We start from the raw sequence: 12379 nt of genomic DNA, 5'->3' as shown, positions 1-12379 counted from the left end.
AGACGGCGCCAGGCTGGCGTCGGCGGCGTCCGCCCGCTCTAAGGTAGTGCAAACGGCGACACATATTCGTTATGTTTATCCTGCACGGGGCACCATTTTCTCCAATAAAATCAAAGATTTGAAGCTCTGACCTTGTTGCTAACAGGGGCGGCAACGCCTCGTAGCATACGGCGTGGCATACGGTCAGGACGACAGAAAGCGACAGCATACAACAGCGTCGCGTGAATCGGTCTTCCTCCCTGCTTGGCGTATGCTGTGCATGGACGATGAGCATGGACGTAAAATGGAATCATCAGGGGCTGGTTGGCCTCAAGCAGGAAAATGCGAGATACCTCGATCCCAAGGGTAACCGGCTCGCTCTCGTGGTCACCAAATTTAGCAAAACTTGGACGTGGCAGGCGCGGGTGAATGGTGTGCCTCGGACGCTCACGCTGGGTAAGTTTCCAGCCGTGGGGCTGGCGGACGCTCGGGCAAAGGCTGGTGCGATCCAAGCTGATCACGATGCAGGCGTTGATGTCCACGTCAAATATGGCGCTGGCGTGGCGGCCACGGATGCTACTCCAGCGGTTGAGGCAAAGCGCGCGGGTATGACCTGTCAGCAAGCTTGGGATCGCTATATCGGCGGCCTGAAGGCAGGAACCAACGTTCACGGAAAAGCGCGTAACAAGCCCCGGACGATCATCGAGAAGGAGGGAATGTGGAAGAGGCAATGGGCTGACGAGATAGGTGACACGATGATGAATGAAGTGACCGAAGAGGTGCTTTACGATGTCATCCAAGGGCTGCGCGATGATGGCTATATGGGGGCGGCAAATTCGACCACGCGCTACATCAAAGCATTTTTCCGGTGGGCAAAATTGGAGAAGCGCGCCACGGGCCTCAGGACTAATCCAGCAGAAGACTTGCCTATCTCTCAGCTACGGGCGCGGGACCGATATCTCACGGAAAACGAAATCCGCTACCTGCTGACGGCGTTGGAAGCGGAAGACCAGATTTGGACAGATGCATATCGGCTCGCGCTTCTGACGGGACAGCGGAAGAATGAGATATTCGGGGCGCTTCGCTCAGAGGTGGATATCAACGCGCGTCACATCACGATCAGCGCAGATCGGATGAAGCACAATCGCGCGCACGTCGTCCCGCTCTCACCGCAGGCGTGGAAGATCGTTGAGCGGCGCTTGAAGGCAACGACATCGCGCTACCTGTTCGCGGCCGCTGACGGTGACAATCATTTGACTGGCTTTTCCAAGCGGCAGGCCGCGATCAAGGCGGCGGTTTCCAAGCTCGCGTCGGCCGATGGTATTGAAGTGGCGCATTGGTCGTTTCACGACCTGCGGCGCACTGTGTCGACAATGATGAACGGCTTACGCGATGAAGGCGGCAATCGTCTCATCGCCAAGGATCACATTGAACGGGTGCTAAGCCACATCATTCGCGGAGTGGAAGGCACCTACGATCGTAACGATTATTATGCAGAGAAACGGCGCGCGCTAATGCTCTGGGCCGATCATCTCGACAAAATTGTGAAAGCGTCAAAGCAAGCAACAAAATGAGATGTTGACCGTTCTTCATATTGTCCATGCTGCGCGTTCAGCGACCGCAGTGCGGCAACCTTAAACTTATCTTCCTCCGAAGATTACGGCCCGGCATTGTCGGGCCGATTTTTTGTCATGAGGATATCAACGGGTCAAAGCCTTAACGAAAAATTCTCAATTCAGTGTCATCATGCTCATCACAACAGATCGCTTTTTTCGACGATCCGAATTTGGCAGCAGCGACTTCAATGGCCCGGCGACCATAGCGTCGGGCCATTTTTCTGTTGCTAAGGAAATGCAAAGACGTAGGATTGGGCTGCTCTGAAAATCACGATGCTTCTCCCCTAGGCCCGGCCCGACCGGGCCTTTTTGTGTCGACGGCCGGTGAAGGTCGTTGTAAAGGTTGGATGGGCGATCCGGTTATTCGCTGGGAGACCGAACCCTTTCAGCATGATCGGATCGTCCACTTCAAATCCCGAAGCTCTCTCGGACATGGGCCTCATATTCCGCCCATTCTGACGCGGTCCACCAAAAGCCCGAAACCTCGAAACGCGGTTCCTCGACAGGGCGCACACGGCGCGACGCGGGAAATGCGATCACATTGTCGTTGGCGGGCTGGTTGGCATGGTCGGGCTGATGCTTGTTCACGATGGTCCCCCTGTTTGATCGGATCAGCAGACAGCCAAAATATTGAGTTTAGCGGCGGCGGCACGATCGGCCGTGCAATTCTCGCGGAGACGTTCGACGTCGGCGAAGGCTTCGGCGGCGTTACTCTGGTTGCGAGATTGTTCGATGACCAGATTGGCCATAGCATCACGCAACTTGGTGAGGCGGTCGTCAGCGGACGGGTGGGGCGTTCCGGCCACCATGTGATGGCCAATGTGTGAAGCCATTGCTCCGCAACGCGCGTAATTGATGATGTCATCGAAGGTGAGGCGTGGGTCGATGTTCATAGGTATTTCCTTTTCAGTTGGGCGCAAAGGTGCCGATGCCGGGTCGCGCCGCTCCCCGGACGGTGTCGTTAAAGTTTTTCGGGAATGGTGGGGGAGGTCAGGGCCTCCCCGGATCATCAGTCGACGCGCTTGGCCCAAACCAGTTCGGCATCTTTGAATGCCCGCTTGATTGCAGTCAGAAAGCGATGGTCGATGTCGAGGATGGCGTCAGCCAGTTCGTTGGCGGTGGCAGCCGAAACAGCACGTCGCTGGATATCTTCGTTGTAACGGTCGGAATACAGGGCCGCAGCGTATTGACCCGCAGCGGTCTGGTAGACGGTAACCCAACGTCCGTAGCCATTCTGTTCATGATAGAAGTCGCCCAGTTCCAGACCAGCGAATGCCAGATCGGCACCAAAATCGTCCGTGATGGTGATTTCTGCGGTTTCGTTATTCATTCTCATTTCCTTTATTCAAAGTTCTCCCGTCTCCAGAACCGCAGTGTGGTCCCGGACGGCATAGGCACCCGCTGCCGGGGTGCCCTCCAATTTTAGATTTTAGTTGTCGTAGGCATCCGCTGTCGGGTGCCGTCAAAATCAAGTTCAGATCAGAGTGGAAGCATTGGCTTCAGCACTTCGGCGGCTTCGATGATTTCGGCCCACATGCCGCACGCCTTCAAATAAAGATGGCCCGGTTCCTCCAGAACAAGCGCGTCGACGTCGTTACCCTTTTCATCACGGTAAAGATCAAGGCCGACGAATTCTTCGTTCTGGTAATCGCGCGCGTCCAGAACGTCGTCCCAATCCAAATCGAACACATCGGTCAGTTCGTTCATTTCGACGGAACCGAACCCGCACAGGCTCGCGATAGCCAAAGCCCGTATCACCGAAAGTTGACCAGCGGTGACTGTGACGCGAGGGGCGAAGAAGCGGAAGGTGTCGTCGTTGGTAGTGGTGGCGGTGTTCGCAATCATGTGAAACTCTCTCTCGATATAGTTTTCCCGTCTTCGGAAGCGCATTGCGCCCCCGGATAGGTTTCAAATTGTCAGGTGGTGGTTAGGCTGTGACCAGCCGGTCGATCGCATCCTTGTCCCAGACCATCGGGGTCGTGCGGATGCTTTCTAGAGGGGCAGGGATGACGCCTTCACGCCGGCGACGATCAAACGTCGCGGGGCTGATGAAAGGCGCTGGGCGGCTTGTAGGCGGGTGTAAGTCATGTGTGATCCGTGCTCATCTGGTGAGCCGAATAATAACAGCTGCTCAAGCCTAGTCAACACTAGGCGAGAATGCTCCCAATATTTCTCTTTATAGGCCGGCGGGGAAATTACTTCAATCCAAATCTTACCACCAATTGTGAAATGTCGATCTCCTCAATCTGTTGAAAATACGCGATAAAATGCGGATTAGGTCAATCGTCCAGATTTCAACTTCATTTTTTCGGAAGTGACTTCCAAGTTTCAAGCCGAAAGCGGCACGAATCGCAGGTGCGGTCAAGGGGGTGATTCGAGAATGATTTGGGGCTGTTTTTGACGTTGGAAGTGACTTCCGATCTATGTGTTTGCAGTTGCCGCGCGATCGGAAGTGACTTCCAGATTTGGAAATGTTTCCGGGCAAGGTTGGAAGTCACTTCCGATTATGCACTCAACGAAACGGGGCCATCGTCATGTCGAACGATGGCCCCACCCATTTGATCACAGATATTTATCGATGAAGTGTTGGGAAGCGGCCGGGCGCGAAATCACTTCATGCCAAGCGACGCCTTGACCTCGGCCAACGTCATGACCGGCGCATTGGGATCGCGGCGCGCCCAGCGGACACGCGACAGGTGCGCTCCATAAAGGTCATCGGTGCGCCGGAAGCGTGGCAGATTGGCGATTGCCTCATTGAGTTCATCGGAAGTCATATCCCAGCCTGTACGGCGGCGGGAAGCAGGGGTATTCATGATAGTCACCTCAAATATATTCCGAAAGTATTTATCCTCAATGTTGGAAATGGCGTTCATAAGTTTATGGACATCGGAAAACATGTTTCCGTATAAATAATATCAAGAACGCTGTGGTGGCGGACTTGGTAAAGTTTGAAGCGATATTTGATAAATAATATGGACAACGGATTGGTGAGTAATCTAAAGTCCAATTATCACCTCAAAGAATATTCCAAAACGATAGCCAGCCCGACCACCACCGGGCTGGTTATTTTTTATCTGTTTTGGGAGATTTATGAATTACGTTGAGGTTATCGATAAACATAAGCAGGCGCTGGAAAAGCGCATCGACGCTGACGACAAGCCGTCCGCCCATGAAGTGCTGCTGCCGCTCCAGTGGGGCGAGGAATATGAGACCACAAACAAGCCCTTCCTGCGGTGGGCGAAGGCCAAGGGGCGCGAACTGATCCGCGATCGGGACGTAGCCAAGGCGCAGCACCGCGCAGGTGTGATTGAGTCGTTGGGTCGCTATCCTGACAATGCGGTTGGGCTGGTGGAGTTGCTGGTCCACCTGCGGCAGGCGCGCGTAACATATAACGGCCTGCTGACCGCGATCGATTTGGACGCGGGCGCACGCACTAGCATGCTGATCACCAGTCTCGCGCGTGATGCGCGCATCACTGCCGACAGCCTGCGGCTAGACCTCAGTCGCGATGCGATCAACGATGCGGCCGACAAATGGTTTGAGCAGGCCAAAAACGCGCGTTTTTCGGCGATAAGGCAATCTATCGCTCCGCTCGCCGATTTCGACTGGATCGATGTCGCGCGGAACTGTTTTCACACTGCAGATATGTCGCCCGAACTGGTCGCAGCGGTTTTGAAAAAGTTTGTCCATCAGGTCGTTTCCAAAATGAACGGGGCCAAGGTGGGGTGGCACCTTATGCCGATTTTGGTCGGGCCGCAGGGCGAAGGCAAAAGCTACTTCATAGACCAACTGATCAGCCCGCTGCGCGAACTCACGCGCCAGACCGATTTCAAAGCACTGACCGACGACCGCAACATAGAGCTTTGGTCATCTTCGATCCTGTTTCTGGACGAGATGTCATATGCCAGTCGCTCCGACGTGGAAGCTGTCAAGCATGTCATCACGGCGGACACGCTGGATCGCCGTCCCATGCGAACCAACGGTGCCCAGCAGGTCCGCCAATGTGCCACTCTGATTGGCGCATCCAACAAGGAAGTGGAGGAAAATATCCGCGACGAAACAGGCGCGCGGCGGTTTTTCGGCCTGAGGTTCAAGCGACCACCTGAGGGCTATCTTCAAAAGCTGGACTGGTCGGCCGCATGGCAGTCAGTCAAGCATACGGATGCCGATCCGCTTGAGGAGTACCGCTCAGAAGTGGCGCAGATACAGGCCGCCTCACGCTATCGTTCGCCGGTCGAAGATTGGATCGACAATCTCGGCGAATATAGCGCTGGGACCATCCAAGCTGGCGAAAAACTGCGGATCAAAGACCTCTACGATGATTATCTGAGCCACCGTCGTGCCGTGACCGGCGACCGCGATCCAGTGTCGAAGACGTTGGACCAGTTCTCCATCGAACTGGGTCGCCTGCTCCGCAACGCGGGCGAGGATGCCAAGCTGACCAAGGAAAAGGATCGCAAAGGCGCTGTCTATGTTCTGCGCGGCCCCAGCGCTTTGAGGGCCGTTAAGTGATCGTTTCGATGTTTGGTACTCATATGGTGACCAAGGGCGAGAAGGCTGGGGAAATCGTCCCCGGCTTTCGCCCCTATCGAGCGCGATGCGGTTGGGGCGAATTCGTTGATATGTTGCGGACGGCTTCAAAAGTTGAGACCGACCCAGCGGACAAAGTTCGTACCTACGCGATATCGATGGCCGAGTTCGAGGAGGGGCGAAATCGTGGAAATGACTTCGCCCTCGGCGCTGACTGGGTCGGGCTGGATATCGACAACAAAGATGGCACTGATCCAGACGCGTGGACGGTCGATGGTCTGGCCGAATGGCTGGATGGCGAAGGTGTCACATATGTCATCTACACGACCGCCAGCAGCCGTGTAGGCCGCGAATGCATGCGGTTGTTGATGCCGCTCTCCGAACGCGTGGGGCCGTTGGAATGGGCCACGTTCTGGATCGGCTGCAATGAATGGCTGCGTGGAAAGGTTGACCAGCAGACCAAGGATATCGCACGCCTGTTCTTCGAGCCACGAAAATGGATAGGGGCCGACAATCGTTTTATCGCGTCACCAGAGCGGCGGCCGCTCGATGTCGATGCTGTGTTCGCGTTGGTGCCGCCTGCGCCGGTCAAGGTCGCGGCGACTTCAGTGGATGTCGCTTCCGCGCGAGCGAGAATGGCCGATAAGATGTTGGTCGAGGGGGATTTGGCCTGCCTTGAGACGTCACCAATCATACCAGCGGGAGCGGTGGAAAAGGCGTTGATGGCACCAAAGGGCGGCAGGCTATGGCGCTTTTTGTGCGCGTGTTCAGCGCGGGCGATCCGCAAGAATATTGCGGTGACGGCGTGGGATATGGAGCGGTTGGCTGCCAATATGGACGCCGTGTTAGGTGGAAAGCGAAAGTCTGACCTAGCGCGGGAAGCTGCGCGTGCGATGGATTGGGCGCTGGGGCAGGTTCTCGATGATGATGCCCGCGCGCTGGCGGCGCTGCGGAAAACGATGTCAGCCCGCTATATGTGACGGGTATACCCGTCACACTTTTGCCAACCCGTCACACCTGAAACCCGCAGAAAACCGCCATTGTGACGGGTGTGACGGGTGTGATGGGTACTTTTCGTTCGTTCAGATAAATTAGATAAAATAAAAACAGCCGGAGGAATGGAAAAAGCCAGTCATACCCATCACACCCGTCACACGGCGCGAAAAACCGCAGAAAACCGTGGGTTTTGGTGTGACGGGTTAGATGAAGAACCCGTCACATGTGACGGGTTCCTACGCTTCAGATGATCTTTTGCGATCCGAACGGCCCTTCGATTACCAACTTCTCAATCCGCTGGGTCGCCGCATTGAAATCGCAAAAATAGCGATGCTTCAGCTTCGCCCCAAATGCGTTCTCGGCCTTGAAGTCGCGGGCAACACGGATCGTATCATCGTCGCCGAAGCCATAATCCCAGCCCCAGTCCATGCTGCTATCGCCGACGAGGGCTTTCTGGACTGTCATGTCGCAGAAGGTGACAACCTCAACCTCTTTGGCCGATTTCTGGGCCTTTGATGCGCTGCACATCGAGACGGTCTTGTCGGTGCATGACTGTTCGAGGTCGGTCGCGACCAGCTTTTTATCCTTGAATCGTTGCATGGCGGCTTCCGCCTGCGCGGTATCAATCATGAAGCGATTACCGTTTGAACAATCGACAAACCACATAGGCTTATCCTTGCGGCTCATTTTGAGCGAAACCGCCCCGACCGAAACTGCATCGCAATTTTTGCTTTCGGCGGCCGCATATATCGCGCCGGGCTCAAGCTCGTTCAGCCGCTTGAACGCGCCAGCCCCAACCTTGGCGTAGGTGTCTTCGAAATCGTCCTTGGTATATTTCGTCACGCTTTCCATGCCAGCTTTGGCTTTCGCGAGGATTTCGTTTTGCCCAGCCTCGACTTCGGCGATCTGCGCGGCCTTTGCTTCCGCGTCCCTTTTTGCTTGCTGTTCCGGAGTTGGCGATGGGGCAATTATACCGATCGCGATGAAGCAGCAAATCGTGATTAGGACGAACTTCTTTCTCGATAGCCCCTTGTAAGGCTTGATGATGCCCCACGCTCCTGCGAAAAATGCAAGCATGAACAATAAGGCGATAAATTCACGCATGTAATTCCCCCCCGTTCCCACAGAATTTCCGACCGTTCTATGAGTTTGCTGGGTGAAGCAGGGGCTTAGCGTCACGTCAAGTCTATGTGGCGGAACTCAATGCAATGCGGTCCTATTTCAGGATGGCGACCAAAATCAGGATGGCAAGAAGGGCAACTGCGAAGTTCATCCTTTTAACCAGTTCAGTGAAATTGGGCTGATCATTTCGTGGCTGCTCAGGGCCCACCACCGCAGGTAGGTCGGCTTTAGTGGCAACGGCCGGATTCCGCCAATCATCAACTACTTCAAGAGTGGCTTCGATGATGGGTATGTCCGCATCCTCCTCCACTCCGAATATGCCCCCTCCACCGCCATATTTGCGGTCCATGTCTTCCTGATATGCCGCGAATTTGACGCAAGCGCGGAGAATAGATGCGGGTCTATCAGCGAGTTCTCGGCAGATGGCGTCGAGGTTCGTTTCTTCCAGAACGAGACTAACGTATATCTCTTCCTCTCCCAAGCCCTCGGCTGCTGGGGCTAGCCAGACACTGCCGTGAGGCTGTTCTGTCGTTTCGTCGTCGGTTCCTTTGATGTGGAGGCGGATAGAGCCTTCGTGGGGCGTCAGGCCCGCTTCGCTAATTTTCGCGAAGCTGACGTATTTATCCGGCTGCAAGGTGGCGGAAATGGAACGGCGCATTGCGGTATTAACGTGAAATGCCAACGGCGCACGTTGTCCAAGGGGACGGAAAGCTTCGCCATTCGGCGCAAATTGGTCCCAAGGATCATTTTTATAATCAAGGTTGTGCCGCGCTTCAGTCGACGCCCGGACATTAAGTTGATCGGCAATGAACCAAAATACCTTGGGTGTGCCAAAATAGGTGGCACGATATTCGCCGTCATTCTCCACATAAACGTGCTTTTGAGTTTTGGTCAGTTTCGCCATTTGTCCCCCGATCTGCCCGCACCGATACCGGCAGATTTCTGCCGTGCAAACAACGAGCTACGGCATTGCCAAATTTACTGGTTGGTCGAGCCGCCTGATTGGGATGATGAGATATGGGGGGGAATTGCTCGACCTTGCCAACCAATTCCGTTCGTTTAGTGCGCCTGCGATGCCTAATTCGTTTAGTCCAAAGCCAAAATTCAGACCCGGCATCATCGAGAGCCAGATGCGTCGCACCGCGGATGCGCACGAGCGATCCCGCCCACTGCTAGAAGTCATTTTCAACATGCACGGCGCGCCGATCCGCGACATTGTACGAGCACTCAACTCGGCTGGTCATCGTGCGGCGCGTGGCGGCCCTGTGACGCATAATACGGTGTTGAGGGCGTTGGCGCGGATGGGGGAGGAGGCACCGCAGCCGCCACGGGAGCGCGCTAAAAAGGGCGCTAAGGCGGCCAAAACGATCCGCGCGCGCAGCGAACAATACGAAGTGTTTCGCACCCCAGCCTACGCCTATCTGCCCCTGTTGGACTATCGGCCGGAATGGTTCGTGGGTCGAGGCTGCGACCCATCGGCTGGTGATGGCAGGATGCTCCGGGAAATCATTTCGCGGGGAAATATGGGGCCGCATTGGGCCAATGACATCCGCGATGAAGAGGCGGCGAAGCTGGCCGACATTGGGCAGGTCACCGTGGCCGATTATCTCACGATGGACGATCCGCCGCGAAGTGACTTCCTCATCACCAATCCGCCTTTCACCCGCGCGCAGGAGTTCGTCGAACGGGCGAAAATGCATGTCAGCGGCCCCATCTGCATACTTCAATCCATCGGATGGCAATCGACTCAAAAGCGATCGAAGTGGCTTCGGACGGCGGGGTTGGCGCACGTTCTCAATCTGCCGAAGCGGCCGCAGTGGGAAGTGGACAGCGGCGATAGGATCAAATCGAATGTCTGGGACTATGCGTGGTTCGTCTTCCTGCCCAATCATGATGGGCGGCCGCAAATGGATTGGCTATCTGACGGTGATTGATTAATCCTCTGGCCGCTCATATCGCGCATCATGCTCGATGAAATCCGTGAAGCCCGCGAAAACAAAGGTCTATCCCGCCGCGCGCTTGCCCAGCTTATCGGCATTCCTGAGCAGAATATCGTCCGCATAGAGGCCGGACGTGGCCGCGTGGAAAACCTCATCCTGATCATGGCGGCGGTCGACTATCATGTCGCGGGCCTTTCTCATGGCCACAATTTCCCAGCCCAATTGCGCAATCGTCGGATAGCGCTTGGCCTGACCGTCAAAGATACAGCCGCGAAAGCAGGACTGGCTTGGCATACGGTCGCGGCTTTGGAAGCTGGGCAGGGAACGATCGCAAGTTTGCTTAAATTGATGGCGGCGATCGGTCGCAATGTTCGCCGCCGCGCGCCTGTCCGGTCCCACTGGTCTGTTGCCCGGACGCACGGCCGTGACAGTCGTTTCACACCTTCTGAGTTCCTCGATCATATTTATTATGCGTTTGGCCGCATTGGTCTCGACGTGGCGGGGCACCCGGATGCGTTTGTCCAGTGCGACCGGATGTTCCTGTTCGATGAGCGCGGGGAAGACGGTCTGGCGCTGCCATGGATGGCTGAAACGGTCTGGTGCAATCCCCCGTTTTCATCCCAGCTAAAATGGGTCCGAAAGGCGCACGATGAGGTGCAGAGGCGTAACGCGAAAACGGTGATAATGTTGGTGCCTGCGCGCACCGAGTCTCGGTTCTTCCACGATGTCATTACTGTAGAGGCCGACGTTGCCCTGTTGCGTGGCCGGATCAAGTTTATCACGCCGGACTCGCGTCGAGAGCAGACGCCATTTGGTATCATGCTCGTCATCTTTGGCGCGTCATCTGACCAGTTGGATCGTCTCAAATCGCGCATCGATGCAACGTGGCTGCCACGTTCGTCAAAAACTGATGAGGGATCATGTCAAGTTTTGACGATAGGGCAGATTTTGGCCGAATGATCAAAAAGTGATCTGTTTTCTGATCATTTTCTGACGATGGGCTAATTATTAGAATGAACCACATGTAAATGCCCGCGCTGGGCTATCCACGATTAAGCAGTTCGAGGGCTGCAAACTCAGGGCTTACCGATGCCCAGCGGGCATCTGGACCATAGGTTGGGGGCGCACGACCAAAGTCAAAGCCGGTGACACCTGCACGCAGAAGCAGGCCGATGCATGGCTGATCGAGGAATATGACGCATTCGAAACGGCTGTTCTCACGCTGCTAGGGAAGGCGAGGACGACGGCGAACCAACGGGGGGCGCTTGTCAGTTTTGCTTACAATCTCGGTATCGACGCACTGGCGAAATCTACGCTGCTTAAAAGGCATTTGGCAGCCGAATATGCGGGTGCGGCGCGTGAATTCGCGAAGTGGAAATTTGGCGGCGGCAAAGTGCTGCGGGGCTTGATCAAGCGGCGGGCAGCGGAGGCGGCGCTATATCTGTCCTGACCCAAGTCACCGCAAACCGGTGACGCTAAATATCGGATGAACTTTGACCTGAGGCTGGGAGATTGCCTCGACCTAATGACCGATATTGCTGATCAATCTGTCGATATGATCCTCGCGGATTTGCCCTATGCTGTTACCCGAAATTCATGGGATGAAATCATTCCGCTGGAGCCATTGTGGGACCATTATCGGCGGATTGCAAAAGAGAATGCTGCGATCGTTCTCACGTCTCAGCAGCCTTTTTCCTCTTCTCTTGTGGCCAGCAATCCTTCGATGTTTCGTTATTCGCTCGTGTGGCAGAAAACGATGCCAACCGGCTTCCTCAATGCGAACCGCATGCCGCTGCGTTCCCACGAGGACATCATGGTATTCTACCGGCGTTTGCCGACTTACAACCCGCAGAAAACGCAGGGGCATAAGCCCTATCGAACGCAAACTGGGAAGCGAACTTCGAATTACGGCCATCATACGCAAACTGAATCCGTCAGCAGTGGGGAGCGTCATCCGACTTCAATATTGAAGTTCAATCATGAACGTGGCCTGCATCCCACCCAAAAGCCCGTCGCGCTGATGGAATATTTGATCCGCACCTACACTGACGAGGGGCAGACTGTTCTCGACAATACTGTCAATCGGCGTGCAAACGGGACCCCCGATCGGCGCGCAAAAGGGACCCCTTTTCAAGGATGGCAGGAAGGTCGAGGAACGCGCCTTGCGCAGCGCGCGGCGTAGGGAGGGCGGAGCCC

Annotated in this window: 14 protein-coding genes; 7 read left to right on the top strand and 7 right to left on the bottom strand. The window is 55.5% G+C overall.

Annotation, left to right across the window (positions count from 1 at the left end; translation table 11 throughout):
* Positions 1-266: 266 nt before the first annotated feature.
* Positions 267-1553 (top strand): site-specific integrase, encoded by a 1287-nt coding sequence (locus A0U87_RS11610; protein ID WP_048938294.1) that lies wholly within the window; start codon positions 267-269, stop codon positions 1551-1553.
* Between the two features lie 450 nt (positions 1554-2003).
* On the opposite strand, the gene A0U87_RS11605 is transcribed toward A0U87_RS11610, so the two are convergent.
* From A0U87_RS11605 to A0U87_RS11585, 5 genes are all read right to left on the bottom strand, one after another.
* On the bottom strand, positions 2004-2183 hold the full coding sequence (locus tag A0U87_RS11605; RefSeq protein ID WP_137405581.1) for a hypothetical protein: 180 nt from the start codon (positions 2181-2183) through the stop codon (positions 2004-2006).
* 23 nt (positions 2184-2206) lie between these two features.
* Entirely contained in the window at positions 2207-2488 is a 282-nt protein-coding gene (locus tag A0U87_RS11600) for a hypothetical protein (protein WP_137405580.1), read from the bottom strand.
* 116 nt (positions 2489-2604) lie between these two features.
* A complete protein-coding gene (locus A0U87_RS11595; RefSeq protein WP_137405579.1) occupies positions 2605-2925 on the bottom strand; it encodes a hypothetical protein in 321 nt (106 codons plus the stop codon).
* Positions 2926-3074: 149 nt separating this feature from the next.
* Positions 3075-3440 carry a hypothetical protein gene (locus A0U87_RS11590; protein ID WP_137405578.1) on the bottom strand — a complete coding sequence of 122 codons (366 nt, stop codon included), beginning with the start codon at positions 3438-3440 and terminating at the stop codon, positions 3075-3077.
* 764 nt (positions 3441-4204) lie between these two features.
* Positions 4205-4492 carry a hypothetical protein gene (locus A0U87_RS11585; RefSeq protein ID WP_137405577.1) on the bottom strand — a complete coding sequence of 96 codons (288 nt, stop codon included), beginning with the start codon at positions 4490-4492 and terminating at the stop codon, positions 4205-4207.
* A 193-nt stretch (positions 4493-4685) separates the two neighbouring features.
* Here A0U87_RS11585 and A0U87_RS11580 point away from each other — a divergent pair, with 193 nt between their 5' ends.
* Positions 4686-6107 (top strand): VapE domain-containing protein, encoded by a 1422-nt coding sequence (locus A0U87_RS11580; protein ID WP_137405576.1) that lies wholly within the window; start codon positions 4686-4688, stop codon positions 6105-6107.
* A complete protein-coding gene (locus tag A0U87_RS11575; protein ID WP_137405575.1) occupies positions 6104-7105 on the top strand; it encodes a hypothetical protein in 1002 nt (333 codons plus the stop codon). The genes A0U87_RS11580 and A0U87_RS11575 overlap by 4 nt, the downstream gene beginning before the upstream one ends.
* A gap of 259 nt (positions 7106-7364) precedes the next feature.
* Here A0U87_RS11575 and A0U87_RS11570 read toward each other — a convergent pair whose 3' ends face one another.
* The gene (locus A0U87_RS11570) at positions 7365-8225 is read right to left on the bottom strand and encodes a hypothetical protein (protein WP_137405574.1); all 861 of its coding nucleotides are present in this window, start codon (positions 8223-8225) and stop codon (positions 7365-7367) included.
* 112 nt (positions 8226-8337) lie between these two features.
* A complete protein-coding gene (locus A0U87_RS11565; RefSeq protein ID WP_137405573.1) occupies positions 8338-9147 on the bottom strand; it encodes a hypothetical protein in 810 nt (269 codons plus the stop codon).
* Between the two features lie 124 nt (positions 9148-9271).
* Here A0U87_RS11565 and A0U87_RS11560 point away from each other — a divergent pair, with 124 nt between their 5' ends.
* The 4 genes from A0U87_RS11560 (at position 9272) to A0U87_RS11545 (ending at position 12365) form a co-directional block, all read left to right on the top strand.
* Positions 9272-10177, top strand: coding sequence for a hypothetical protein (locus A0U87_RS11560; RefSeq protein WP_137405572.1), 906 nt, complete (start codon positions 9272-9274; stop codon positions 10175-10177).
* A 30-nt stretch (positions 10178-10207) separates the two neighbouring features.
* Positions 10208-11143, top strand: a complete 936-nt coding sequence (locus A0U87_RS11555; protein WP_137405571.1) for a DNA N-6-adenine-methyltransferase — start codon at positions 10208-10210, stop codon at positions 11141-11143.
* A gap of 91 nt (positions 11144-11234) precedes the next feature.
* Complete coding sequence (locus A0U87_RS11550) at positions 11235-11633, top strand: lysozyme (RefSeq protein WP_137405592.1); 399 nt, start codon at positions 11235-11237, stop codon at positions 11631-11633.
* Positions 11634-11708: 75 nt separating this feature from the next.
* Positions 11709-12365, top strand: coding sequence for a DNA methyltransferase (locus A0U87_RS11545; RefSeq protein ID WP_170978390.1), 657 nt, complete (start codon positions 11709-11711; stop codon positions 12363-12365).
* Positions 12366-12379 lie beyond the last annotated feature (14 nt).

It is taken from the genome of Sphingobium sp. MP9-4 (genome assembly GCF_005281675.1).
Classification (GTDB): domain Bacteria; phylum Pseudomonadota; class Alphaproteobacteria; order Sphingomonadales; family Sphingomonadaceae; genus Sphingobium; species Sphingobium yanoikuyae.
Note: the sequence above shows the minus strand (reverse complement) of the source record. Positions and strands in the feature narration are given on the sequence as shown.